This is a genomic window from Gordonia sp. PvP123 (genome assembly GCF_040547295.1).
GTDB classification, from domain to species: Bacteria; Actinomycetota; Actinomycetes; order Mycobacteriales; family Mycobacteriaceae; genus Gordonia; species Gordonia terrae.
Genome location: NZ_JBEPPN010000009.1, coordinates 221,494 through 245,365 on the forward strand (window position 1 = coordinate 221,494; position 23,872 = coordinate 245,365).

19 protein-coding genes and 1 pseudogene are annotated in these 23,872 nt (G+C 65.9%); 13 read left to right on the forward strand and 7 right to left on the reverse strand.

Going from position 1 to position 23,872, the window contains the following annotated elements; all coding sequences use genetic code 11:
- The first annotated feature begins 110 nt into the window (after window positions 1-110).
- The gene (locus ABIC25_RS18915) at window positions 111-1,430 is read left to right on the forward strand and encodes an oxygenase MpaB family protein (RefSeq protein WP_354562677.1); all 1,320 of its coding nucleotides are present in this window, start codon (window positions 111-113) and stop codon (window positions 1,428-1,430) included.
- Window positions 1,431-1,497: 67 nt separating this feature from the next.
- Window positions 1,498-1,692 (forward strand): ferredoxin, encoded by a 195-nt coding sequence (locus ABIC25_RS18920; protein WP_004019446.1) that lies wholly within the window; start codon window positions 1,498-1,500, stop codon window positions 1,690-1,692.
- Window positions 1,693-1,719: 27 nt separating this feature from the next.
- On the opposite strand, the pseudogene ABIC25_RS18925 reads toward ABIC25_RS18920, so the two are convergent.
- The 4 genes and pseudogenes from ABIC25_RS18925 to ABIC25_RS18940 form a co-directional block, all read right to left on the reverse strand.
- Window positions 1,720-2,094, reverse strand: a pseudogene (locus ABIC25_RS18925) (molybdopterin dinucleotide binding domain-containing protein); the annotation flags it as partial.
- Window positions 2,095-2,398: 304 nt separating this feature from the next.
- Window positions 2,399-2,728, reverse strand: a complete 330-nt coding sequence (locus ABIC25_RS18930) for a hypothetical protein (RefSeq protein WP_239399489.1) — start codon at window positions 2,726-2,728, stop codon at window positions 2,399-2,401.
- A gap of 28 nt (window positions 2,729-2,756) precedes the next feature.
- Window positions 2,757-4,601, reverse strand: a complete 1,845-nt coding sequence (locus ABIC25_RS18935) for an AMP-dependent synthetase/ligase (RefSeq protein WP_354562678.1) — start codon at window positions 4,599-4,601, stop codon at window positions 2,757-2,759.
- Between the two features lie 47 nt (window positions 4,602-4,648).
- On the reverse strand, window positions 4,649-6,673 hold the full coding sequence (locus tag ABIC25_RS18940; protein WP_354562680.1) for a flavin-containing monooxygenase: 2,025 nt from the start codon (window positions 6,671-6,673) through the stop codon (window positions 4,649-4,651).
- A 105-nt stretch (window positions 6,674-6,778) separates the two neighbouring features.
- Between ABIC25_RS18940 and ABIC25_RS18945 the strand changes: the two genes are divergently transcribed.
- A complete protein-coding gene (locus tag ABIC25_RS18945) occupies window positions 6,779-7,954 on the forward strand; it encodes an acyl-CoA dehydrogenase family protein (RefSeq protein ID WP_004019438.1) in 1,176 nt (391 codons plus the stop codon).
- A 23-nt stretch (window positions 7,955-7,977) separates the two neighbouring features.
- Window positions 7,978-9,117, forward strand: coding sequence for an acyl-CoA dehydrogenase family protein (locus tag ABIC25_RS18950; protein ID WP_239399485.1), 1,140 nt, complete (start codon window positions 7,978-7,980; stop codon window positions 9,115-9,117).
- Between the two features lie 74 nt (window positions 9,118-9,191).
- Here ABIC25_RS18950 and ABIC25_RS18955 read toward each other — a convergent pair whose 3' ends face one another.
- A complete protein-coding gene (locus tag ABIC25_RS18955) occupies window positions 9,192-10,352 on the reverse strand; it encodes a CaiB/BaiF CoA transferase family protein (RefSeq protein ID WP_064570013.1) in 1,161 nt (386 codons plus the stop codon).
- Window positions 10,349-11,671, reverse strand: coding sequence for an oxygenase MpaB family protein (locus tag ABIC25_RS18960; protein ID WP_004019435.1), 1,323 nt, complete (start codon window positions 11,669-11,671; stop codon window positions 10,349-10,351). The genes ABIC25_RS18955 and ABIC25_RS18960 overlap by 4 nt, the downstream gene beginning before the upstream one ends.
- Window positions 11,672-11,849: 178 nt before the next feature.
- Here ABIC25_RS18960 and ABIC25_RS18965 point away from each other — a divergent pair, with 178 nt between their 5' ends.
- The 5 genes from ABIC25_RS18965 to ABIC25_RS18985 all read left to right on the forward strand — a co-directional run bounded on the left by ABIC25_RS18965 (window position 11,850) and on the right by ABIC25_RS18985 (window position 18,314).
- Window positions 11,850-12,578, forward strand: a complete 729-nt coding sequence (locus ABIC25_RS18965; protein WP_354562682.1) for a nitroreductase — start codon at window positions 11,850-11,852, stop codon at window positions 12,576-12,578.
- 105 nt (window positions 12,579-12,683) lie between these two features.
- The gene (locus ABIC25_RS18970; RefSeq protein ID WP_354562684.1) at window positions 12,684-13,898 is read left to right on the forward strand and encodes an acetyl-CoA C-acetyltransferase; all 1,215 of its coding nucleotides are present in this window, start codon (window positions 12,684-12,686) and stop codon (window positions 13,896-13,898) included.
- A 55-nt stretch (window positions 13,899-13,953) separates the two neighbouring features.
- Window positions 13,954-16,149: a 3-hydroxyacyl-CoA dehydrogenase NAD-binding domain-containing protein gene (locus ABIC25_RS18975; protein ID WP_354562686.1), complete on the forward strand. Its 2,196-nt coding sequence runs from the start codon at window positions 13,954-13,956 to the stop codon at window positions 16,147-16,149.
- Complete coding sequence (locus tag ABIC25_RS18980) at window positions 16,146-16,970, forward strand: alpha/beta fold hydrolase (protein ID WP_354562688.1); 825 nt, start codon at window positions 16,146-16,148, stop codon at window positions 16,968-16,970. Before ABIC25_RS18975 ends, ABIC25_RS18980 begins: the two co-directional genes overlap by 4 nt.
- Window positions 16,971-17,018: 48 nt before the next feature.
- Window positions 17,019-18,314 (forward strand): TetR/AcrR family transcriptional regulator, encoded by a 1,296-nt coding sequence (locus ABIC25_RS18985; RefSeq protein ID WP_004019432.1) that lies wholly within the window; start codon window positions 17,019-17,021, stop codon window positions 18,312-18,314.
- Between the two features lie 13 nt (window positions 18,315-18,327).
- Here the strand turns inward: ABIC25_RS18985 and ABIC25_RS18990 are convergent, their stop codons facing one another.
- Window positions 18,328-19,125 (reverse strand): enoyl-CoA hydratase-related protein, encoded by a 798-nt coding sequence (locus tag ABIC25_RS18990; RefSeq protein WP_004019431.1) that lies wholly within the window; start codon window positions 19,123-19,125, stop codon window positions 18,328-18,330.
- A gap of 167 nt (window positions 19,126-19,292) precedes the next feature.
- Between ABIC25_RS18990 and ABIC25_RS18995 the strand changes: the two genes are divergently transcribed.
- The 4 genes from ABIC25_RS18995 to ABIC25_RS19010 all read left to right on the forward strand — a co-directional run bounded on the left by ABIC25_RS18995 (window position 19,293) and on the right by ABIC25_RS19010 (window position 23,872).
- Window positions 19,293-20,684, forward strand: a complete 1,392-nt coding sequence (locus ABIC25_RS18995; protein WP_354562690.1) for an aldehyde dehydrogenase family protein — start codon at window positions 19,293-19,295, stop codon at window positions 20,682-20,684.
- A 372-nt stretch (window positions 20,685-21,056) separates the two neighbouring features.
- Window positions 21,057-21,917 (forward strand): ABC transporter permease, encoded by an 861-nt coding sequence (locus ABIC25_RS19000; RefSeq protein ID WP_004019429.1) that lies wholly within the window; start codon window positions 21,057-21,059, stop codon window positions 21,915-21,917.
- 4 nt (window positions 21,918-21,921) lie between these two features.
- Window positions 21,922-22,785, forward strand: a complete 864-nt coding sequence (locus ABIC25_RS19005) for an MlaE family ABC transporter permease (RefSeq protein WP_004019428.1) — start codon at window positions 21,922-21,924, stop codon at window positions 22,783-22,785.
- A 1-nt stretch (window position 22,786) separates the two neighbouring features.
- Window positions 22,787-23,872 (forward strand): MlaD family protein, encoded by a 1,086-nt coding sequence (locus ABIC25_RS19010; protein ID WP_354562691.1) that lies wholly within the window; start codon window positions 22,787-22,789, stop codon window positions 23,870-23,872.

A 23,872-nucleotide genomic window follows, 5' to 3' on the forward strand; every position in this document is an offset into this window, starting at 1 on the left:
TTGACTGTGTTGTGGAGCACAAATACCGTCGCTGGCAGCCGACCATCACAACCGACGCGGCAGCCCGGAGGAGTCGGCAGCCCGATTCACCGACGACAAGGAGAAGACTCGTGACCGCTCAACTGATTCCGCAGACGAGGGAAGGTTCGCTCGACGTTCCCGAGGGGTTGCCTCGTGGTATCGATCTCGGCCGGATCAACAATCGGCGCGAAGCAATCATGAGGTACGGACGCGACTACGTGGAGCGCATGACCGACCACGCTCTCCTCGGCGACGATCATGCCTACCGAGCGTTCCTGGACTTCAAGGACAAGTCGAAGAACGCGTCCTGGAAGATGTTCGAGCAGGCCCTCGGTCACGGGATCGATTCGCTCGACGATCCCTCCGACGGACTCGTCGGACTGTTCGAACAGCTCGACCACATTCCGGACTGGGTGGACTTCGACCAGCTGTACCGGGGTGCCGTCGCATACTGGCGAGTGGGCTCGGTTGCCGGCATGGTGCTGACGTATTCGTCCATCGGAGCGGGCTTCTCGATGTACAGCTCGACACGGCCGGTGTTGTTCAGTGGTCGCCTCAAGGACGAGTCGGCCGTGGGCGGGCGGCTCACCGAGAGCTTCCGATACGTCGTTGCGGCGCACACCCCCGGCGGCATGCGCCGCGATCAGGACGGCTTCCGTCTCACTGCGAAGGTCCGCATGATCCATGCCGCGGTGCGACACACGCTCAGTCATTCCCCGCATTGGGACTGGCCGAGCTGGGGTCTGCCCATCAGCAACCTCGATTCGATGAACACCCAAGCGGGACAGTTCGGTACGCAGTTCGTCGACGGCGTCCGTGCGTCGGGGATCAGCATCAGCGACCGCGAGGAAGAGGACATCTTCGCGCTCTGCCGGTACGTGGGCTGGGTGATCGGCGTTCCGGAAGAGGTGCTCCACACGAACCCCGACGACGCCCGGATGAAGGTCAACTTCCACAAGCTCATCGAATTGCCGGCCGACGACCTCTGTCGCGATGTGGTCAAGACGATCATCGAGTACAGCACCGAGAAGCCGCCGGGTGATGTCGAACTGCTTCCGGGACCGGTTGCCGCCTTCATGACCACCGAGCGGCGACGCCATCTCGCGTGGGCACTGATCCGAAACTGGCAGCCGGACTACGTGAGCGAGATGCTCGACGTCGAACGCACCCCGTGGCGTTTCGCGCTGCCGACCATTCGGCCACTGGTCAGCGCCTTTGATCGCGTGGCACGTAAACTGCCGCACGACGACGAGGCCAAGGCTTTCAAGACGTTGCGGCAGTTCAATTCCGCGATCGCAACGCCGGAGGGTGGCAAGTCCGAAGAGGTCGCGAACCCGGACACGCTGACCAAGGACATCGCCGCGAACAAGGGCAAGGTGCCGAAGGCGTCTGCGCGCGTGGCGAGTTAGTGGCACGGGATGCGCGGGCCGTGCCGCCCGCGCACCCCGGCCGCACGGAATGACCGGAGGACGGATCATGAAGATCACCATCGATCGAACGGCCTGTTACGGGCTGGGGGCGTGCGAATCTGCGGCTCCCGAGGTCTTCGAAGTCGGCGACGACGGAAAAGCGCACCTGGTTGCCGATCCGACGGACCTTGCGCGGTACCGGGTTGCGATAGCGGAAGCAGTGGACGAATGCCCGATGCGTGCTCTGCTTATGGAACTCTGACCCGCAGTCGGTCGGAACCCGCCCGGTCTACGACCTGGCGGGCTCCAGGCGAATGGTGACCGCCTTGGACACCGGCGCATTGGATTTGTCGGCGACATGGTCGAGGGGGATGAGGGGGTTGGTCTCGGGGTAGTAGGCGGCGACGTTTCCGACCGGGTTCGGGTAGGCGATCAGTCGGAAGTTCGGTGCCCGGCGCTGGTGGGTCGTTCCATCGGCACGGGGCCATTCGGAGACGAGGTCGACGATGTCGCCGTCGGTGTAACCGAGAGCAACGATATCGTTTTCGTTGATCAGTAGTACGCGGCGGCCGTTCGTGATGCCGCGGTAGCGATCGTCGAGTCCGTAGATGATGGTGTTGTACTGGTCGTGACTGCGCATGGTCTGCAGGATCAGCCTTGCTTCCTCGGCGACCGCTTTGGCCCCGTTCTGGCGGAACTCGGCATGCTTGCGGCGCCCGGGAGTCTCCGGCCATGCGCAGCCGGGACAATCGAATCCGTTGCGCTGGTTGAGTTTCACCAGGGTACGGGCTGTGCGCGCAAGCCCCATCTGCTCGATGCCGCGCCGCAGGGAGACCAGGACGGCCTCCACTCCTGCGGCCTGCGACTTCGGAGGGGTGACGAGCAACGTTTTCTCGTCGATGTCGGATTCAACGCGATCGGTGCTCATGACGAACGAGGACGTGACGCGAACGGCGGTGGTGAACCGGTCACCGTGCCGCCCTGACGGGGGATCCCGGCCGGACCCGCGGTGCACCGGACACGGTGAATCGGGCTCGCAGATAGACACCGTCGAACCACCCATGGCACTCTGCGAACGCCAGCAACTCACGGACTTCGTCGCGCCATCGTCGGTCGTCGTTCAACGATTGCAACCACAATGTGTTGATGTAGGCAGCATCGCCGTCGACATAGCCGATGCCCCGCTGTCGCAGACGTTCGGAGGTCTCGATCTCGTTCACCGCGCTGCGGACTTCGAGGTCTCGCAGATCCGATCGTTCACGGACGCGGACCGTGTGCGCTTCCACGCGGATTTCCATGGGTTGCTCCGGAGTTGATCCGCTGTGATCAGCGGGCTGGTGACGAGTAGATGTCCTCGATGACCTCTGCGTACTTGGTGGCCACCCCGCGCCGCTTGAGCTTCATCGTCGGGGTGAGCTCTTCGGAATCCGGGAGCCATTCGTCGGCCAGGAGTCGATACCGTTTGATCTGCTCGACCCGGGACAGCTGGGAATTGGCGCGTTCTACCGCCTCAGCGATCTCGGCCTGTAGCGAAGTCTCCTGGATCAGCGACGACGGGGTGCTCTCGGCGAGTCCGTGCTCGGCGGCGAAGGTGCGTGCGGCATCGGGATCGAGCACGATCAGCGCGACGTTGTAGGGACGACGGTCGCCGACGACACACGCCTGGCCGATCAGCGGTGACGAGCTCTTCAGCTTGCCTTCGATGTTGACCGGCGACATGTTCTTGCCGGCGGCATTGATGATGAGCTCCTTCTTGCGGTCGACGATGGTCACCCATCCCTCGTCGTCGATCTGCGCGATGTCGCCGGTGTGCAGCCAGCCGAACTCATCGATCGCCTCGGCTGTCTTCTCGGGGGCCTTGCGGTAGCCGCGCATGACGTGCGGGCCGCGCAGCAGTAGTTCGCCGTCATCGGCGAGCTTGAGCTCGGTGCCGGGTTGTGCGAGACCGACCTTGCCCACGCGGATGTCGGTGGGAATGTTGGTGAAACCGAGCGCCCCGGTCTCCGACATCCCGAAGCCTTCCTGCAGCGGCGTGCCGATTGCGAGGAAGAATTCATGCACGGCGGGGGCGATGGGCGCGGCGCCCGTCATGAGCAGGGCGACCCGATCGAGGCCCAATTGGGCCCGTAGGCCGGCGAAGATGTTCTCTTCGGCGGTCGCGACCTTCGCCGTGAGATCGGCCGGTACTTCTTCTCGACGCTGCTCGGTCTGCACCTTCGTGGTGGCCGCGTCTAGCGCTGCGAGCGTGGGGACCCGTTGCTCGTCCGGCAGTGCCGAGAACCGGGCGAGCAGAGCGGCGCGAAGTTTCTCCCAGATTCGCGGAACGCCCAGGAACCAGGTCGGGTGTGCGTGTGCCACCGCGCCGAAGACCGTGGTTGCGTCGCGGACCGTCGTGATGGGCCACCCCGTGACAGTTGCGAGATAGTGCGAGAAGACCCGGTCGGCGGCATGCGCCGTCGGCAGGTAGCTGATCGCGGCGCCGTCGACGTCGAACGGGAAACGAAGATTGCAGGTGTACATCACGAACATGAGGTTCGCGTGGGTCAACTCGACGCCCTTGGGGTCGCCGGTGGTACCCGAGGTGTAGATCAGCGTCGCGAGGTCCGAGGCCTCCACCGAACGCCAGCTCTTGTCGAAGTCGAAGTCCGCCGGGCGTCGCCCACGTAGTTCGGTGAGGGTGCTGATCGTCGCCGGCCCGTTGCCGTATGTTCGCGAATCATCGAGGGGTCCGTTCACCACGATGTGCTTGAGTGCCGGAGCCGCGGTGCGGTTCAGGACATCGAGGAAGGCCGGTTCGGCGACGACGACAGCGTTGCCCGCGTTCTCGAACAGGAAGCTGATCTGCTCCGGCGCCGAGGTGAGGTAGATGGAGAACGGGGTGGCGCCGAGGTGCAGCACCGCCATGTCGACGATGTGGAACTCGGGACTGTTCGCCAGCATGATCGCGACGGTGTCCCCGCGCTCGACGCCGAGATCGGCCAGTCCGGCCGCGACCTCCTCGACCGCGTCGCGGTAGTCGCCCCATGTGTAGGAGCGGTCTTCGCCGAAAGCGATCAGGGCTTTCGAGTCGAGTCGGTCGGCGGCGGTCGCCTGGAACGCTCCGACGAGTGTGGATGCCGAAATGCCGGGTGCGGCAACGGGTGCGGACGGTGCCTGGGAAGCCTGTGTCATCGTTTCTGCCTCGATTGCGGTGCGGAGGGACGGGAGGTCGAGAGGTCTCAGTGAGTGAGCTGTTCGGCGCCGGCGGGTGTCGAATCCTCCGCTGCCGTCTCGGGCGCTCGGGTGGTGATGAAGTCGTCGGGATCGGGTTGATGGACCCGGCGCCAGTAGTCGACGTATCGCCACGGACTGTTGGTGACGACCCGGCCTCGGTCGTTGCGGTAGTACGTGGTGGTACCGCCGAAATGCCAGACAGTGTCCTCCAACGCTTCGTCGAGCTCGCGGTTGTAGGCCTCGAACGCCTCGGGACGGACCTCGACCGTGTCGAGGTCGTCGTCGATCATGGTGGCCAGCAACGCCGTTACATGCTGGATCTGCATCTCGGTACCGGCGATGACCGTTCCGCCATGGCCGGTGTTGGTGTTGGGGCCGTACAGGCAGAAGAAGTTGGGGAATCCGGGCACGGTGATACCCAGATGCGCTCGGCCGTCGTCCTCACCCCACACCTCGCGGAGCGTCTTGCCGTCGCGACCGCGGACCTCGATCGAACCGAGGACGTCCACCGAACGGAATCCCGTGGCCAGGACGAGGACGTCGGCGTCGAAATCTGTTCCAGCCGTGGTACTGACACCGGACGGGGTGATCTTCGCGACACCGTCGGTGATCAGATCGACGTTCTCGCGACGCAGCGTGCGGAACCAGCCCGCGTCGATCAGCAGGCGCTTTCCGTACGGCGGATAGTCGGGCAGGCTCTTGGCGAGAAGCTCTGGGTGGTCGGCCAGTTCGCTCTCGATGTACGCGGTGAGCATGGCCCGGAGCCGGTCATTGCCCTTGTTGATGGCGCGACCGAGGTGGGGGTAGTCGCGATCGACCTGAAGGAGGCGCCAGACCTTGTCACCCATCCGCCAGAACAACCGCGCGCGGTACCAGGCGAGATAGAACGGTATGTGCTCGTTGAGCCAATGTGCTGAGTCGTCGACCTCCGCACCCTTCAGCGGATGGGGCATGGCCCACTGCGGCGTTCGCTGGAAGACGCGTACCTCGTCGGCGATCTCGGCGGCGGCCGGGACGAACTGCATCGCGCTGGCGCCGGTGCCGATCACGGCGACGCGCTTGCCGCGGAGGTCGAGGGTGGGATCCCACTGCGCCGTATGGAGTGTCGGCCCGTCGAAGTCGGCCAGTCCCGGTAGGTCGGGAATGCTCGGCTGGTTCAGTAGTCCGACGGCGCTGATGACGACGCTCGCGTCCAGGCTCTCGACCTGCCCGCTGTGTACCGATCGTAGGGTGAGCTGCCAGCTCGAGCGCTGCGCGTCGAATTCCGCGAGGTCGACCGCGGTGGCGAAGCGGGTCTTCGCGAGGACGCCGTGCCGCTCGGCCAGGGTCCGCCAGTACTCGGCGAGTTCATGCTGCGGTGCGAAGTAGCTCGACCAGTCCGGTTTCGGGTCGAACGACAGGGCGTACAGGTAGCTCGGGGTGTCGACACCGCAACCCGGATAGACGTTCTCGTGCCACGTACCGCCCACGTCGTCGTTCTTGTCGATCAGGACGTAGTCGATGCCGGCCTGTTCCAGCCGGATCGCCATCGCCAGTCCGGAGATCCCCGCACCGATGATCGCGACCCGGAAGCCATTTGTCGGAGCGGACCACGGTACCGAATGGCGACGGTACAGGCCCATCTCCTCGCCCAGGAGCTGCCCGTAGTCGTCGGGAAGCGGCTCGGCCAGCATCACCGAGAGGATCCGTGACAGTCGCTCGGGGGCCGGTGCGTCCGCCACGTCGAGGTCGCCGTCGCGCCACGCGCGGAGCGTGGCCCCGGCCTCCCGCCGAATTCGTTCGGCGAGTTCGGGTTCGAATCCTCCGGTGTCGTGGTCGCCGAGATCGGGAGGAGCGGTGGGCAGGTACGGCTCCTCGATCCAGCGGTCATCGCCGGTCAGTAGAGCCAACGAGCCCAGCAGGATCGGGAGGTTGGCGTGTTCGAGTGCGAGCGCGAGTTGCTCGTCGGTGAAGTCGGCGTCGGGCCGAAATGCACCGTCGGGAGCGCCGCTCCACTCGGGGGCGAGACGGGGGGAACTGGACTCTGGCATACACGAGACCATACAATGTGTTCAGACGTGGCGTCAATCACATTCGAGCCGACGGCTGCGTGCACGGCCTCCTCTTTCACATCGATCGACAGACAGGACAGACAGATGACAGTCACCGCGAATCGTCCACGTGCACAGGCGCGTGGCGTGTACGAACCCGAGCACGAGGCCTTCCGGGAGAGCTTTCGCCGTTTCCTCGACACCGACGTCGTGCCGGGGTATGAGACTTGGGAACGGGAGGGGCGGATACCCCGCGAACTCTTCCGGAAGGCCGGCTCGCACGGATTCCTCGGGATGTCGGTCGACGAGGAGTTCGGCGGCGGTGGCACCGCTGATTTCCGGTTCAATGCGGTCATCGCCGAAGAGGTCGCCGACGCGGGGGTGATGTCGTTCGGGGTCAACCTCCACAACGACATCTGTGTCCCGTATTTCGAGCGTTATGCCGACGACGAGCAGAAGCGGCGCTGGCTGCCGGGCTTGGCGTCGGGTGAGCTCATCGCGGCCATCGCGATGACCGAGCCGGGGACGGGCTCCGATCTCGCGGGCATCACCACGACGGCAAGAGAAGAGGGCGAACACTTTGTGCTGAACGGCTCGAAGACGTTCATATCCAATGGGATCAATGCCGATCTGGTGATCGTCGCCGCGCGGACGGAGAGCGACGGTGACCGTCACGGAGGCCTGTCGCTGCTGGTCGTCGAACGGGACACCCCGGGCTTCACGCGGGGGCGCAATCTGGAGAAGATCGGCATGCACGCGCAGGACACTGCCGAGTTGTTCTTCGAGGACGCGCACGTCCCGAAGGAGAATCTGCTGGGCGAGCGAGGTGGGGGTTTCCGTGCACTCGTCACCAACCTCCCGCAAGAGCGGCTGACGATCGCGGTGGCGAGCACGGCGGCAGCGGCCCGCGCGGTCGAGTTGGCGCGGGACTACGTCACCACCAGAACCGCGTTCGGAAAACCGTTGTCGGCGAACCAGAATACCCGATTCACCCTGGCAGACGCGCACGTGCAGACCGAGGTGGTCCGCGCCTTCGTCGACGACTGTCTGCGGCAGCACACCAGTGGCGAACTGACGGCCGACCGGGCCGCGATGGCCAAGTTGGCCGCCAGTGAGGTCCAGGGCCGCGTCGTGGACCAGTGCCTGCAGATGTTCGGTGGCTACGGCTTCATGGCCGAATACCCGATCGCCAGGGCCTATGTCGATGCCCGCGTCCAGCGAATCTACGGCGGTGCCAACGAGATCATGAAGGAGATCATCGGCAAGTCCCTCTTCCGCTGAGGGGTTGCCGAGAACACAACACCATGAAGAGAACACTTTTCGACTCCGAGCACGACCAGTTCCGAGACACCGTCCGGTCCTTTCTGATGAAAGAGGCAGTTCCACATACCGCTGAGTGGGAGGAGGCCGGCGAGGTCGGTCGAGACTTCTGGACCGCGGCCGCCGCTCAGGGGCTGGTGGGCTTCGCGGCTCCGGAACAGTACGGCGGCGGGGGACTTCGTGACTTCCGCTTCAACGCGGTGATCAATGAGGAAGTCGTCCGCACCGGAACGGTCGGCGACGGCTTCTCGCTGACGAACGACATCGTGCTCCCGTACTTTCTGGACATCGCGACGCCGGAACAGCAGGGCCGCTGGCTGCCCGGCATCGTCAGCGGAGAGACCGCGATCGCCATCGCCATGTCCGAGCCGGGTACCGGTTCGGACCTGCGCGCGATCAAGTCCACTGCGACCCGGGTCGACGGTGGCTGGTGTCTCAACGGTTCCAAGACCTTCATCACTCGCGGTATCCAGGCCGACCTGATCATCGTCGCGGCCCGGATCCCCGAGGACGACGGCGGCGGGTTCGGTCTGTTCGTCGTGTCCGCCGGCCACGACGGATTTCAGCGCGGTCGCAAGTTGCAGAAGATCGGGCGCAAGGCACAGGACACCGCGGAGTTGTTCTTCGAAGACGTCCTCGTCGCCGAATCCGACGTGCTCGGCGAACCGGGTAAGGGGCTTCGGTACATGATGGGCAACCTTGCCCAGGAACGGTTGTCGATGGCGGTCGTGGCGGTCGCCCAGGCCGAGTACGCGGTCGAGACCGCCATCGCCTACGGCAAGGAGCGCAAGGCCTTCGGTCAACCCATTGGGAGCTTCCAGGCGAACCGCTTCACCCTGGCCGAGTTGTCCACGCAGGTGGGAATCGCCCGGGTGTTCGTGGACCGGTGCATCGAGGCGCAGAACGCGGGGGAACTCACCGCAGCCGAGGCGGCCGGCGCGAAGTTCTGGACCACCGAGCTGGAGTTCAATGCACTGGACACCTGCCTCCAGATGCACGGCGGGTACGGCTATATGGAGGAGTACGACGTCGCGCGGAGATGGCGGGACGCGCGGGTGCAGCGGATCTATGGCGGCACCAACGAGATCATGCGCGAGATCGTGGGCCGCTCACTCGGTCTGTGAACCGGGGGTCTTGCTGAGGTGATGGTGAATCGGTGGTTGCCCGGGAAGAACTCTCGACCGGGCAACCACCGAGGTCATGGTGTCGAGTCGATCACGCCATCGGCGAGCAGGGCCTCGATCTCGGTCGGGGAGAAGCCGGTCTCACCGAGCACCTCGACAGTGTCGGCGCCCGGCGCGCGGCGCGGACGGGGAGCCGTGGGCGGATGGCCGTCGAAGCGAGGGGCCGGAGCCGGTTGCACCACGTCGTCGACCGTCACGAACGTGTTCCGGGCTCGATTGTGCGGGTGCTCCACTGCCTCCGACATCCTCAGAACCGGTGCGTAGCAAGTGTTTCGGCCGTCGAACAGCGCGTCGAGTTCGGCCCGGTCGTATTCGGCGACCCGCTTCTCGAGAATGATGCGGTACTCGTCCCATCGCTTCGGATCGAGATGGTCGTGCCGCATCGCATCGGGCAGTTCCAAGACATCGCAGAGCTCCGTCCAGAACTGATTCTCGATGGCGCCGATGCTCACCCACTGTCCGTCGCGGGTCTCGTAGACGTCGTAGAAGAAGGCGCCGGTGTCGAGCAGGTTGGCGCCACGTTCCTCGACGAAGTCGCCCTCGGCCCGGTACGAATGGAACATCGCCATCAGGGCCGAGGCGCCGTCGATCATCGCCGCGTCGACGACCCGGCCGCCGTGGCCGGCGCGGGCGGACAGGATGCCCGCCAGTATCCCGAACGCGAGAAAAGTGCCGCCGCCCCCGAAGTCGCCGACGAGGTTCAGGGGCGGAACCGGTGGCCCACCCTTCCGTCCGATCTGATGAAGGGCGCCGGTGAGTGCGATGTAGTTGATGTCATGGCCGGGCAGCGACGCCATCGGACCGGTCTGGCCCCAGCCGGTCATGCGGCCGTAGACGAGATTCGGGTTGTGGTGCCGGCAGTCCGCCGGCCCGACCCCCAGGCGTTCGGCCACACCGGGGCGAAACGTCTCGATCAAACCGTCGGCATCGGCGCACAGACGTCGAACCACTGCTGCACCAGCCTCGGACTTGAGATTCACGGCGACATGCCGCCGGCTGCGGAACAGGATGCCGTGACCGCCGACCGCCCAGGGGTTGCCCCCGGGTCGGTCGACGGTGATGACCTCGGCACCCATGTCCGCCAGCATCATCGCGGCGAAGGGGCCGGGCCCGATGCCGGCGAGTTCGATGATCCGGGTGCCCGCCAGGGGAGGGGTTGTCGACTCGACGCTCACTTCTTCGCGACCACCGGCATGCCGCCCTTGTTCGCGGCGATGTCCGCGTGGACCTCGTCGGGGTTGGCCACGGCCATCTCCTTGTTCGCGCCGTCGGGGAGTTTGATCGCGTCGTTGAATTGGCGAAGCATGGTGAACGCGGCCTTCTCGTCGTCGTGTGGCAACACCCGTCCGACTCGATCGGCAAGGGTGACGAGCGGGCTGATCGTCGGCAGGATGTGCCGCCACCCGGTCTTCTCGACGCCCAGAGCATCCATGACGTGCGGTGGGATCCACGAGTGCAGCAACCCATAGGCGAGCTTGAGTCGACGCTCGTTCGTCATGAACTTGGCCACCGGCCCCGGTAGCACTTCGACGTCGCCGGGTGGATTCTCGACGCTGTACTCGATGATCGAGTGGACGACGTCGTGGCAGAGCTCGTCCGGCGGCAGCTCGACCAGCGTGTGCAGATCGGTCTTGCGACGAGCGTCCTCGTAATCCGTGTGCAGGATGTCCTCGGGAACGCCGATCACATATCCCACGTAACGGCTCAGGGCGAAGATGTCCTCGAGTTCACGGTCGCTGAAACGAATTCCCGAGGACTGGACCGCATCGGTGAACTTCACCCCGAACTGGCCGGCCTGGGTGACCATGCTGTCGAAGTTGTTGATGGGGATGCCCCAGCCCGCCCAGTCCCAGTGGTCGGATCGCCCGAGACTGTGGCGAACCGCGGCGTGGATCATGCGGACCTTCGCGGTGAGACGGAAGCCCTCCTCGAAACGCGCCATCCCGCCGGGGGTGTACGCGGCGACCACATACCGGAAGCTCTCGATGAGCCGGGTCCCCACCTTGTCCTGCTCGCGGAGCCGACCGCTGAACAGGACCGGGCGGGTCGCGCTGTACATGGAGAAGCCCCCGGCGATCGCGCCCCAGGCGAGGACGGGCGGGACGATCGGGCCGGCCCGCCAGAAAGCGACCGCACCGCGGTAGAGCTGGTCGAAATCGACCCAGTCGGGGATGTGGTCGAGCTGGTCGAACAGCGCGATCAGTCCGGGGCTGGGGTCGTCGATCGCGTCGATTCCGTGATCGAGGGCCTGGTCGAAGGTGCGCCACGTCGAATTGTTGGATTTGTCCTTGAAGTCGAGCATCGCCGCGTAGGCGTAGTCGTCGGCGAGCAGGGCGTGGTCGGTCAGCTTCTCGACCAGGTCGCGACCGTACATCGCGATCGCTTTGTCCTTGTTCGCAATCCGTCCCAGATCGATTCCGCGCGGGAGTCCCGGCGGAACGTCGAGATCGCCGCGGAAACTCGTCGGCTGCGTGTGTGGCTCGGTGATGGTCATCGCGCCTCCTAGGTGAGTGATCGGTACGCCGACCGCATGTGATCGTCGTTACAACGCAGGGTAGACCCAACTGAACACTATGTCTACACTAATTGTCTGGCCGCCTGTATGCCGACGCGAGGCGCTCGCGGCCAGCCGCGTTCCACGTCGGCCCGTCCCCAATGACCGAGGAGTATCGATGTCACCGCTGTCCCAGGAATCGACGAAACCATCGGCGGCGTCGCTTCCGGAATCGCTGCCGCCCCGGACCTTGCGGGAGCTGCTGGAATCCCGGTGGAGTTGCCGCGAGTTCCTCCCTCGTGAGGTGCCGCCGGCCGAGATCGAGCGAGTACTCGATGTGGCCCGGTTGACTCCCTCGTGGTGCAACACGCAGCCGTGGCACGTCGACGTGCTGAGTGGGGGTGCCGCCGAGGGTCTGCGCGACGCCTTGCGGGCCGCGATCGCGGACGGGCCGGCGCAGAATCCCGACATCGAGTTCCCGGCCGCGTATGACGGCGTCTACCAGGAGCGTCGTCGCGAGAGTGGTCTGCAGCTCTATGCAAGCCTCGGCATCGAGAAGTCCGATCGGGCCGGTTCGGCCCGACAGATGCTGCGCAACTTCGACTTCTTCGGAGCGCCGCACGTGGCGATCGTGACGACCGAGGCTGCGCTGGGCCCCTACGGAGCGGTCGACTGTGGCTTGTTCGTCAGCAACTTCATCCTGGCTGCCCACGAGATCGGGATCGCGACCGTCCCGCAGGCGGCACTGGCGACGCAGTCGCCGGTGATCCGGGAGTATCTCGGGTTGAAGTCCGAACGGCAAGTGGTCGTGGGTATCTCGTTCGGCTACCCCGACGGGGACGCGCCGGTCAACGCGTATCGCACCAGCAGGCAGTCGATCGCGGAGGTCGCGACCTTCCACCGATGACGGTCGCGGATGGCGCCGCGACGGGCTATACACAGTGTATGAACGTAATGTATGTTGCGCTCGACGATGGCGCCGAGCGCCCGCAGAATGACTAGGAGACTGTGAATGTCGGACACCCAGGCACTGATCTTTGATGCGATCCGAACGCCGCGCGGTAAGGGCAAGAGCTCGGGATCGTTGCACACGATCAAGCCGATCGACCTCACCACCGGCTTGCTGTCGGCAGTCCTCGACCGGAATCCCACTCTCGATCCCGCCCGCGTCGACGACCTGGTCCTCGGGGTCGTGACCCCGGTCGGCGAGCAGGGCGGGGACATCGCGCGCACGGCGGCACTCGCGGCGGGGCTCCCCCGCACGGTGGCGGGCGTGCAGGTCAACCGGTTCTGCGCATCCGGGCTCGAAGCGGTGAATCTTGCTGCGCAGAAAGTGCGTTCGGGATTCGAGGACCTGGTATTGGCGGGCGGCGTCGAATCGATGTCCCGTGTTCCGATGAGCTCCGATGGTGCCGCGTGGATGGACGACCCCGCAACGAATCTGGCGACGAGCTTTGTGCCGCAGGGCATCGGCGCCGATCTGATCGCGACACTCGACGGTTACACCCGCGAGGACGTGGACGCGTACGCAGTGCGTTCGCACGAACTGGCCGCCAAGGCCGAGGCGGACGGGCGGTTCGACGCCTCGGTCATAGCGGTACGTGACATCAACGGGGCAGTGGTGCTGGACCGGCACGAGACCATTCGCGAGGGGACCACCACTGCCACCCTCGCCCCACTCCGGCCGTCGTTCGCCAAGCTCGGTGCAGCCGGCTTCGATGCTGTTGCACTGCAGGAGTTCCCGACTGTCGAGAAGATCGACCACGTCCATCACGCGGGCAACAGCTCAGGGATCGTCGACGGCGCCTCGCTGGTCGCGATCGGCAGCGAACAGATCGGGAAGGAACTGGGTCTGACGCCGCGCGGTCGGATTGTCTCCACCGCGGTGTCCGGAGACAATCCGACCATCATGCTGACCGCACCGGCTCCCGCGTCACGCAAGGCGCTGGCGAAAGCCGGTATCACCGTCGACGACATCGACCTCGTGGAGATCAACGAGGCGTTCGCCTCGGTGGTGCTGCATTTCGTCGACGACCTCGGCCTCGACATGGCGAAGGTGAACGTGAACGGCGGAGCAATCGCGATGGGGCACCCGCTCGGTGCCACCGGCGCGATGCTCGTCTCCACGGTCCTCGACGAATTGCACCGGACCGGTGGTCGATACGGACTCGTGACGCTGTGCGTCGGCGGTGGTATGGGGATCGCAACCGTGGTGGAGGCGCTCTGATCGCCACTCCCAACGCCAGACAATCCCACAGACGACCAGAGAGAGTTCAACGGCTATGACCCAGAGCACGATCCGACGCACCATCGACGACGACGCGATCGTCACCCTCACCATCGACGACCCGGAACAGCGGGTGAACACGATGAACGAGCGTTTCGTCAGCTCGCTCTCGGGCGCACTCGACGAGATCGGTGACGCCCAGGACATCGCCGGCGTCATCATCGCCTCCGGGAAGTCGACGTTTTTCGCCGGTGGCGACCTCAACGACCTCGTGCACGCCGATCGGTCCCACATCGACGACTTCACCGCGTTCGTCGAACGAAACCGGGATCTGCTCCGACGCCTGGAGCGTCTCGGGGTGCCGGTTGTGGCGACGATCAACGGTACGGCGCTGGGTGGTGGACTCGAGCTCACGCTCGCGACCCACCATCGCATCGCGGTGAAGTCCGGCGGCGTTCGTCTGGGGCTTCCGGAAGTGACCCTGGGTCTCCTGCCAGGTGCCGGGGGCGTCGTCCGCAGCGTGCGCCTGCTGGGCGTCCAGAAGGCGCTGGCGTCGCTGCTGCTGACCGGTCGCCAGGTCGATGCGACGGCCGCACTCGAACTGGGCATCGTAGATGAACTCGTCGATTCGCCTGCGGATCTGGCGTCGGCGGCGAAGGCCTGGATCCTGGCCAACCCGGATGCGCGGCAGCCATGGGACATGCCTGGGTACGCGATACCAGGCGGGGCCCCGGGTGACCCGGCGCAGCCGCTGCACGCCTCCTTGCCCCTCCTGACCGCGACACTGCGCGCCGACCTCAAAGGCGCGAATTACCCGGCGCCGAAGAACATCCTGAAGGCCGCTGTCGAGGGCGCCCAGGTCGACTTCGACAACGCCTTGCGGATCGAGACCCGGTACTTCGTCGACCTGGCAGTCGGGCAGATCGCGAAGAACATGATCCAGGCCCGGTTCTTCGACACCCAGACGGTGAACGGACTCCGCGGCCGCGACGCATCACGGACCCCGTGGAAGGCGACTAAGGCGGTGGTCCTGGGTGCCGGGATGATGGGTGCGGGTATCGCTTATCAGTGCGCCGCAGCCGGAATCGACGTCGTCCTCAAAGATGTCAGTGCGGAAGCCGCCGAGCGCGGCAAGGATTACTCGCGAAAGGTTCTCGACAAGAAGGTGGGCTCGGGAGCCCTCTCCGAAGCGCAGCGAGGGGTCATCCTCGACCGGATCACCGCGACCGCCGACGTTGCCGACGCCGCGGGCGCGGACCTGGTGATCGAGGCCGTCTTCGAAGATCCGGATCTCAAGGCCCGAGTTCTGAAAGAGGTCGAACCCGTTCTCGCACCGGGTGCGCTCATCGGGTCGAACACGTCGACCCTGCCGATCACCGGTTTGGCCGGCGCTGTGCAGAATCCCGCAGACTTCATCGGCCTGCACTTCTTCAGCCCCGTGGACAAGATGCCGCTGCTGGAGATCATCAAGGGCGGCTCGACGTCGGCCGAATCGGTCTCCAGAGCACTGGATGTCGCCCGTCAGATCGCCAAGACACCCATCGTGGTCAACGACAGTCGTGGCTTCTTCACCAGCCGGGTGATCGGCACCTTCGTCAACGAAGCGCTCGCCATGCTCGGCGAGGGGGTGCCGGCACCGATGATCGAGCAGGCCACGACCCAGGCGGGTTATCCGGCACCCGCGTTGCAGCTCGCCGATGAACTCAATCTCGCACTCCTGCGGCGAGTTCGGGACGCGTCGCGCGATGCGGCCGAGGCGGAGGGGCGCGACTGGGTGGCCCATCCCGCCGAGGCGGTGCTCGACCGGATGCTGACCGAGTTCGACCGGGCAGGCCGGTTGGCCGGCGCCGGCTTCTACGAGTACAGCGAGGGACGCCGAAGCGGGTTGTGGAGTGGCCTCGGTGCGGCTTTCCCCGCCGCCGAGCAGGTACCGACCCTGACCGATCTCAAGGAACGCCTGCTGTTCGTCGAAGCCGTGGAATCCGCGAGGTGTCTGGACGAAGGTGTTCTGGAGTCGGTGGCCGACGCGAACATCGGATCGCTGCTGGGGATCGGGTATCCGGGCTGGACGGGTGGAGTCCTGCAGTTCATCGACGGCTACGAGGGCGGGGTCGCGGGGTTCGTGGCGCGCGCGAACGAGCTTGCCGCGCGCTACGGAACGCGTTTCCTTCCACCGGCGTCACTGACCCGGCTCGCCGCCGACGGCCGGTCACTCGCCGACTCTCGTCGCCAAGCGGAAGCGGTGTCATGACCCGGCACCTCGTGCACACGCGGGACGGTGTCCGGCTCTCGGTGCGAGACGTCGGAGACGGTCCGGGCGTCTTGCTGATCCATGGCTGGAGTCTCAGCGGAGAGGTGTGGGATCGGCAGATACGGGTGCTGGCCGAGAGCGGTCATCGGGTCGTCGCCATGGATCTCCGAGGGCACGGGCACTCGGATGCGCCGCTGGACGGTTACGACATCGACTCCCTGCAGCATGATGCGCTCGAGGTCATCGAGCAGCGTGGCCTGGGCTCGGCCGCCATCGTGGGCTGGTCGCTGGGCGGGATGGTCGCCCTCCGCCTGGCACGCGAACGGCCCGATCTCGCAGGGGCTCTCGTGTTGGTCGCCACCAACGGCGTTGCGGCGGCACGGTTCGAGGATTTTCCGTTCGGGGTGCCCCCCGAGGGGCCTCTGGACAATCTCCTCGCCGCGGAGCACGCGGACCGGGTATCCCTGCGACGGCGTGCCGTCGGTGATCCGTTCAAGGGTGGCGCGCCCGACCCGTACATCCTGGACTGGCTGCACCGTATCTCGCTGCAGACGCCGAGTTGGGCCGGCCGCGCCGCACTGCGCACATTGATGTGCACCGAACAGACGCACTTGCTCGACGGTCTCACCGTCCCCGTGACCCAGATCATCGGTACCGCGGACCCGGCGCTGTCGGTTCGCGGTGCCCGGTGGGTGCGCGAGCGCCTGAACAGCACGCTCGTCGAGTTCGACGTCGGCCACTACCCGATGCTGGAGTGTCCGGACGACTTCGACGCGGCGCTGCTTCGCGGGGTGAGTGCGGCGCGCTCGCGCGGCGCGTGACCTCGAACCGGGCAGACGTTGTGTCCGGACATGAAGTATGATGCCGCTATGGCTTCGAGTTCTTTCGTGCGGCGGCGCCCCCGTGACTACGACGGGAGTTCCCCTGCCGAACTCGCGGTGTTCCGGGCGACCGAGGAACTGCTCACGTCGACATCTCTCCAGGATCTGACCGTTGCTCAGATCCTGGAGACGGCCGGCCTTTCCCGGGCCAACTTCTACCACTACTTTGCCAACAAGTACGACGTCCTGGTGGCGCTTCTGGGACGAGTGTTCGACGAGTCCTACGCCGCTGATGCGCCGTGGTCCACCGATCCGGGACGTGATCGGGCACGGCGCATGGGCTCGAGTCTCGAGCACACGCTCGACATGTGGTCGCGACATGGGGCGGTCATCTGCGCGGTCATCGAGCACATGCACAGCAAGCCCGCGGTCGCCGCGGCCTGGCAGCGGATGTTCGAGCAGTTCGTCGCGGCCGTCGCCGAGCAGATCACGTTCGAGCGTGCCGAGGGCCGCGCTCCGGACGGCGCTCCCGCGAAGATGCTGGCCGCGATGCTGGTCGGTGGTTCCGAACGGGCCTTCTACGTCAGCACGCGGGGGCTCGACGATCGGCTTCCCGCGGCGGCGAGTGTCACCACGTCGCTGAGTGCCATCAACGAAGCGGCCATCTACGGCGGCCGGACGGTGCCGAAGGGCCGACGCAAGAAGTCGGGCGATGCCGCCGACGCGAAGCGGGAGTTGCTCCCCGCGATCGACAATCCCGCGGTGGAGACGGAGACGGCGCAGAACATCCTCCAGGCCATGCGCGAACTACTGCTCACCGAGACGCTGGCCGAGTTGTCCGTGGCGAAGATCCTGAAGCAGTCGAACACGTCCCGCGCGTCCTTCTACTTCTACTTCCGGAGCAAAGAAGACGCTTTCGTCGTTCTGTTCCGACAGGCGGCAGCCGACATCGTCGCCGCGCTGACCGCGGTCGCCGACGTCGACCGGCAGGACCCATCGGTCTTGCTCGCGCAGGTCGGACAGTGGCTTCATCTCGACGGACATGCCGGCGCCGTGATCAAGAACGCCGTGCACGAGTGGCCACGCCTGCCGGAACTGCGAGCCGAGTACCTCGCCGCCATGAACGCCATGGAGACGACTCTGGAATCGATCATCGTCGCCGATCGGGCACGAGGTCTGGCACCGGCCGGGCCACCGGCCAGCGAATACACGGCCACGCTGCTGTGGACCATCGAGCGTACGATCGCAGGATCGCTCGCCGGTGAGACGCACCTGGACGACATCGACGCGGTCACCGACATGGTGGCGAGATTCATGTACGCCGCGATCTACGGAAGTCGGTGAGAGGCGGCGGGTTTCAGCCCTTCGAGCCGCTGAAGCGGGTGATCGCGGTTCGGAAACCGGGGCTGTCGACAAGGGCGGTCTGACCCGCGACCTCGACGTCGAAGGCATCCTCGAGGCGATGGAGCAGTGCGGCATTCAGGCTGCGTTTGGTCGCGGCATAGGCCTCGGTGGGTCCGGCGGCGAGCTTTCCGGCGAGGGACTCCACGTGGTCGGTGAGATCCGCATCGTCGACCACCGCGTCGATCAGCCCCCAGGAGAACGCGGTGTCGGCATCGACCCGTTCGGCCAGCAGGGCCATCCGCGACGCACGACCGAATCCCACGCGCGCCCCGACGAGAAGCGAGGCGCCGCCGTCGAGTGTGAGCCCCACTCGTGAGAACGCGAGTGCGAACGACGCCGACCTCGCTCCGACGACGTGGTCGCCCGCGAGGGCGACGGCGCAACCGACGCCCACCGCAGCCCCGTTCACCGCGGCCACGACCGGCTTTCGCATCTCGCGCAGCCCGCGCACGATCGGGTTGTAGAACTGCGTGAGTTCGCGCTCGGTCCGCGGTGCCAGCCGCACATCCGGGCCGACCCCGTCGAGCGCGAGATCCGCTCCGGCACAGAAGGCCCGGCCTCGACCGGCGAGAAGAACGCACCGCACGGTGTCGTCGGTCGCGGCGGCGGCGACCGCGTCCAGGAGGTCGCTCTGGAGCGCCTCGTCGAAAGCGTTGAGCGCGGCGGGGCGCGACAGCATCAGGCGGCGGACCCCGTCGCCGTCCGCGGTTTCGAGCGTCTCGGTGTGTGCGGTGACGGTCCAGTCGATCATGAGCTCACGATAGGGCAGACGTCGACTCCATACAAGATGTATGGTCGGTGGGACGAGCGCCCCACAAGCCACCGCAAGTGATTGACATCACGTCTGAACACTGTGTACGCTCGCCGCATACTTCAGCCCGGGGGTGAGTACCCGACGCAGCAGAAAGCGAAGCCACCATGAGTGTTACCGAGATGTCGACGAGCACGGCCGGCACCGAATCCGGGTCGGCGTTGGCCGGCGCCCGATCCGCGTTCGACAGTGGTCGTACGCGACCACTGTCGTGGCGAGTCGCGCAGCTCGAGGGATTGCTGCGGTTCATCGATGAGTGCGAGCCGGCGATCGCAGCCGCGATCGGAGCCGATCTCGGACGCGGGTCCATGGCAACCTTCATGGCAGACGTCGCTCCTGTCCGGCACGAGATACGGCATTCACTCGCCAACGTGGCGCGGTGGATGAAGCCGGACAAGGTGCGGATGAGCGCCGCGACCGCGCCCGGAAAGGCATGGGTCGTGTCCGAGCCGAAGGGGGTCGCGCTCATCCTCGGCGCGTGGAACTTCCCGATCCTCTTGACGCTGCATCCGCTGGTCAGTTGCCTCGCGGCCGGCAACGCCGCCGTGGTGAAACCGTCGGAGCTGGCGGCCGCCACTGCGCGGCTGCTGTCCGAACAGCTCCCGCGCTACCTCGACGCCGAGGCTGTGCGCGTCGTACTGGGGGACGCGGAGGTCAGCGCCGCACTGGCAGCCCAGCCGTTCGACCACACCTTCTTCACCGGGTCGACGTCGATCGGCCGCGCGGTCATGGCCGCGAGCGCCCAGAATCTGACCCCGGTCACACTCGAACTCGGGGGCAAGAGTCCTGTGATCGTCGCTGCCGACGCCGATCTCGACGTCGCGGCCAGACGCATCGCGTGGGCCAAGTCGGTGAACGCAGGCCAGACGTGTACCGCTCCGGACTATGTCCTCGTCGAGGAGTCCGTACGGCCCGCGCTGGTCGAACGGTTACTCGAGGAGCTGCCGCTGCGGGCCGCGCACGACACCACCCGCATCGTGAATCAGCGCCATGTGGACCGCCTGCGACGCGTTCTCCAGACCCATGGCGGCGAACAGTACGGCGGCGAGATCGACGATGCCAAGCGGACGATCAAGCCTGCGCTGGTCACCGACCCCGATCCCGACTCCGAGCTGATGCAGGAGGAGATCTTCGGCCCGGTGTTGCCGCTGATCTCGGTGCCCGACCTCGACGCCGCGATCGACTTCGTCAACTCCCGGCCGAAACCGCTTGCCCTGTATCTGTTCACCGGTACCCGGGCGGTCGAGGATGCGGTCGTGGAGCGGACGTCATCGGGTTCGGTGACGGTGAATCATCTGCTGTACCAGCTTCTGGTCCCCGAGCTGCCGTTCGGCGGCGTCGGAGCTTCCGGAATGGGGAATTACCACGGGCGGAACGGATTCGACACGTTCAGTCATCGCAAGGCGGTCTTGAGCAAACCTGCTCGCCCGGACCTGGCGGCGACCTACCCGCCATACAGCCGTGCGATGGAGAAGGTGCTGCGGCGGCTGATGGGCTGAGCCGCCCGGGGGATGCCGCCGCTGTCGGTTGACCGGACCGCGCCGGGAGCGCGTCCGGCGGCCGGACGTGTCCGAAAGGTCGCCGGCGGCGTCTCTCGGTGTCCGGTTGGCCCGGTTCGGTGGCTGATTCCTTCGATCCCGAGCTGCTGACACTTGACAGATTACGTCTCATGACTGCTAGGCTCGGGGGCGGTCAAAGTGTCGGGGGTCACAGTAGTTCAACTAAAGGGTTTAGGCCACAGGCACGTCTGGTGGAAAGTGACCGCAAGCGTGCGCCACCGGGTGGTCAAACGTCCCAGACAGCCAGGGGTGGAACGTCACCCGAAGTACGACCGACGCGGATGGCTCCGCGACAATTCGAGAGGATCACCAATGACCGTCAGTGCTCTGGGAGAGCGCAGTCCAGGAGTGAGGTCGGTTGACGCGCTCCGCAGGGTGGGTGGCGGCGTGATCGACCGGATCACACGCAGTCTGGCGACCATCGGCCGCTCGGCGCGTCTGGCGATGGAGATGATCCGCTTCGCGATCACCGACGCGCTCTCGTTGCGCCTGGCCGGTGCCGAGGTGATCGATCAGATGTGGAAGCTGTTCAAGGTCACCGCGCTCCCGGCGCTTCTCATGGCGGTGCCCATCGGCGCCGAGGTGTCGGTTCAGGTCGGCGGTGTCATGGATCAGGTCGGCGCGAACTCACTCGCCGGTGCCGCGAGCGGCCTGGGCGTGGTCAACCAGGGAGCCCCGATGGCGGCCGGCCTGCTGATGAGCGGCGCCGCGGCGTCGGCCATCGCCTCGGATCTCGGCGCACGATCGATCCGCGAGGAGATCGAGGCGATGCGGGTCATCGGCGTGAATCCGGTTCAGCGGCTCATCGTGCCCCGGTTCCTGGCCATGCTGGCGATCGCGCCGGCGCTCTGCGTCATGATCATCGCGTCGGGAGTCGCAGCCGGACTTGCGATCTCGGCGAACGTCAACGACGTGGTACCGGCCAGCTTCTGGCAGTCCTTCGGCACCTTCGCGACACCGACGGACTTGATGTTCTCGGTCCTCAAGGCGGTCCTGTTCGCGTTCATCGTCGTGGTGATCGCGAGCCTGCGAGGGCTGGAGGCCAAGGGCGGGCCCAAGGGTGTCGCCAACGCGGTCAACGCGTCGGTGGTCCTGAGCGTCCTCTGCATCTTCATGACGAACATGGCGGTCAGCCAGCTGCAGGCCATGTTCTTCCCGGCCCGATTGGCGTGACGACATGACAACACACGCAGCTCCTCGTACCGGCGCACTGGGCCGGCTGGGACGTTCGGTGGGCGAGAGCTTCACCAACGCGTTCGCAACGTTCGGTCAGATCGTCGTGTTCGTGGGCAAGACATTCGTTCTCTTGCCCACGACAATCCGGCATTACCGCAAGCAGACGATGAAGACCATGAACGACATGGCCTGGGGCAGCGGCTCGATCATCGTCGACGGCGGTGTGGTGAGCCTGATGTTCTTCCTCGGGATCGCCGTGGGATCGGTGGTGGCGATCATGGCCTTCATGGCGTTCGACCTCCTCGGTTTCGGCGCGCTGACCGGGATCATCAACTCGTTCGGCAACATCCGTGTCGTCGCGCCGATCATCACCGGGATCGGATTCGCGGCTCAAGCAGGCTGCCGGATGACCGCCGAGATCGGTGCCATGCGGATCTCCGAGGAGATCGACGCCACCGAGACCATGGGTCTTCGCGCGATCCCGTTCGTGGTCGGGACACGCTTGATCGGCGGCATGCTCGTGGTCCTGCCGAGCTACCTCATGGCCCTGGTCGTCAGCTTCCTGACGGGCGGGCTGATCGTGAAGCTGTTCCACGACCAACCCGAGGGGACCTACGATCACTATTTCGCCCAGTTCGTCTCGATACCGGACTTGCTGGCGTCGGTGGCGAAGGCACTCATCTTCTGTGCGGTGATCACCATCATCCACTGCTACTACGGGTATTTCGCGTCCGGCGGGCCGGCCGGTGTCGGTGCCGCATCCGGGCGGGCGATCCGTGCGAGCCTGGTGGCCATCGTTGTCCTCAATTTCCTCATGACCGTGGCCATCTGGGGCCTCAATCCGGTCCTTCCGTTCAGGGGTTGACGTGTCGTCATACAGCAGTCAGGACTTCCTCCGCGGGGATGCCCGCGGCCAGACGCGGACACTGGTCCGCGCCGGCGTCATCGCGGTGGCGGTACTCGCCGTCGTGGTCACGGTCTTCGCCGTGGTCTATCCGCGGGCCACCGCGCCCAAGGGCACCGATCTCCATCTGGTGCTGCCGGCTCTCGGCCCGGGGGTGGACACCGGGAGCCGGATCCTGTTGCGCGGCGCGGAGGTCGGCGAGGTAACCGCCATCGACTCCACCGACCCCGAAGTCGTGCACGTCGACGTGGTGCTCGATCCGCAGGCCGCCGACAGTCTCACCGATTCGTTCGAGGTCGACTACCGGCCGCAGAACTACTTCGGCGTCACCGCGGTCAACCTGATCGCGATGCCGGGTGGGTCGGAACTGTCCGACGGACAGACGCTCCGGCGTTCCGCGGCCCCCGACTTCACCATGTCGACGATGATCGAGCGGAGTTCGATCGTCGTGGACGGCACCCTGACGCGGGACATGATCGACAGCCTCGACGAGGTGATGCGCTACGCCGACGGACTCTCCCCGTTGATCGAGACCGCGATCATCTTCACCGACAAGGTGGCGCGCACCCAACGCCACCTGCCCAGCACGCTGCTGCGCGAGATGAACGACCTCGCCGAGGCATTCCCGGGATTCAACCGTGAGGCGATGAAGGCCCTCGACGCGATCACCGGCAGCGTCTTCAACAAGATGCCCGACGGTTCGCGAGGAGTGGACGAGGCGTACCACGATCTCATGAACCGATCGCTGGAAGTCGCCTCCGGCGGATTGTTCGGTGCGGCGGGAACGCTGCTGGCTTCCCACTCGGCCGACCTGACGCCCCTGGTCACCTCGTTCAAATATCTGATCGACCCGGTACCGCAGATGATCGGCGGGGGTGCGTCGATGGCGAAGACACGAAAGGCAATCGAGCAGTTGCGCAACAGTTTCACGGGCGACGATGCAAGCAAGACGCTGCAGCTGCGCCTCCTCCTCGACAGCGTGCCGGCCGTCTCGGGTCCGCTGGAACGTATGAAGTCCATCGACGGTCGACGCGCGGGAGGTAACTGA

What these genes read in the sequence shown, in the direction of transcription:
- ABIC25_RS18985 (WP_004019432.1), top strand. Translation starts at nt 17,019, where the DNA reads ATGGCTTCGAGTTCTTTCGTGCGGCGGCGCCCCCGTGACTACGACGGG.
- ABIC25_RS18960 (WP_004019435.1), bottom strand. Translation starts at nt 11,671, where the DNA reads ATGACCATCACCGAGCCACACACGCAGCCGACGAGTTTCCGCGGCGAT.
- ABIC25_RS18935 (WP_354562678.1), bottom strand. Translation starts at nt 4,601, where the DNA reads ATGACACAGGCTTCCCAGGCACCGTCCGCACCCGTTGCCGCACCCGGC.
- ABIC25_RS18990 (WP_004019431.1), bottom strand. Translation starts at nt 19,125, where the DNA reads ATGATCGACTGGACCGTCACCGCACACACCGAGACGCTCGAAACCGCG.
- ABIC25_RS19005 (WP_004019428.1), top strand. Translation starts at nt 21,922, where the DNA reads ATGACAACACACGCAGCTCCTCGTACCGGCGCACTGGGCCGGCTGGGA.
- ABIC25_RS18920 (WP_004019446.1), top strand. Translation starts at nt 1,498, where the DNA reads ATGAAGATCACCATCGATCGAACGGCCTGTTACGGGCTGGGGGCGTGC.
- ABIC25_RS18930 (WP_239399489.1), bottom strand. Translation starts at nt 2,728, where the DNA reads ATGGAAATCCGCGTGGAAGCGCACACGGTCCGCGTCCGTGAACGATCG.
- ABIC25_RS18950 (WP_239399485.1), top strand. Translation starts at nt 7,978, where the DNA reads ATGAAGAGAACACTTTTCGACTCCGAGCACGACCAGTTCCGAGACACC.
- ABIC25_RS18965 (WP_354562682.1), top strand. Translation starts at nt 11,850, where the DNA reads ATGTCACCGCTGTCCCAGGAATCGACGAAACCATCGGCGGCGTCGCTT.
- ABIC25_RS18980 (WP_354562688.1), top strand. Translation starts at nt 16,146, where the DNA reads ATGACCCGGCACCTCGTGCACACGCGGGACGGTGTCCGGCTCTCGGTG.
- ABIC25_RS18945 (WP_004019438.1), top strand. Translation starts at nt 6,779, where the DNA reads ATGACAGTCACCGCGAATCGTCCACGTGCACAGGCGCGTGGCGTGTAC.
- ABIC25_RS19000 (WP_004019429.1), top strand. Translation starts at nt 21,057, where the DNA reads ATGACCGTCAGTGCTCTGGGAGAGCGCAGTCCAGGAGTGAGGTCGGTT.
- ABIC25_RS18940 (WP_354562680.1), bottom strand. Translation starts at nt 6,673, where the DNA reads ATGCCAGAGTCCAGTTCCCCCCGTCTCGCCCCCGAGTGGAGCGGCGCT.
- ABIC25_RS18975 (WP_354562686.1), top strand. Translation starts at nt 13,954, where the DNA reads ATGACCCAGAGCACGATCCGACGCACCATCGACGACGACGCGATCGTC.
- ABIC25_RS18970 (WP_354562684.1), top strand. Translation starts at nt 12,684, where the DNA reads ATGTCGGACACCCAGGCACTGATCTTTGATGCGATCCGAACGCCGCGC.
- ABIC25_RS18995 (WP_354562690.1), top strand. Translation starts at nt 19,293, where the DNA reads ATGAGTGTTACCGAGATGTCGACGAGCACGGCCGGCACCGAATCCGGG.